This is a genomic window from Exiguobacterium sp. s26, assembly GCF_018618235.1.
GTDB classification, from domain to species: domain Bacteria; phylum Bacillota; class Bacilli; order Exiguobacteriales; family Exiguobacteriaceae; genus Exiguobacterium; species Exiguobacterium chiriqhucha.
In genome coordinates this window covers 1-382 of sequence record NZ_JACSLS010000033.1, presented here as the reverse complement: position 1 = coordinate 382, position 382 = coordinate 1, and the positions used below count along the sequence as shown (strand labels likewise).

Sequence of the window (382 nt, the reverse complement as noted above, 5' to 3'; positions counted from 1 at the left end):
ATCTAGCGTCTAAGACACACGGTCCTCACGGACCATATGTGAAATAATTGGTTTGATGTCTTGATGAATCTTCAGTTTTCAAGGAACAAAGTGGAGCCTAGCGGGATCGAACCGCTGACCTCCTGCGTGCAAGGCAGGCGCTCTCCCAGCTGAGCTAAGGCCCCGTATTGGAATTCTCAAAAAAATGGTGGGCCTAAGTGGACTCGAACCACCGACCTCACGCTTATCAGGCGTGCGCTCTAACCAGCTGAGCTATAGGCCCTCATATTTTGATTGTCGAGAGATTTTGGTCTCTCAAAACTGAACGATGGGCAATGCCACATGGGCATTTTCCTTAGAAAGGAGGTGATCCAGCCGCACCTTCCGATACGGCTACCTTGTT

General features: G+C 50.0%; 2 tRNA genes. Both read right to left on the bottom strand.

Going from position 1 to position 382, the window contains the following annotated elements:
• Window positions 1-91: 91 nt before the first annotated feature.
• A tRNA-Ala gene (locus tag KNP82_RS15495) sits at window positions 92-164 on the bottom strand.
• Between the two features lie 21 nt (window positions 165-185).
• A tRNA-Ile gene (locus KNP82_RS15490) sits at window positions 186-262 on the bottom strand.
• Between the last annotated feature and the right edge of the window lie 120 nt (window positions 263-382).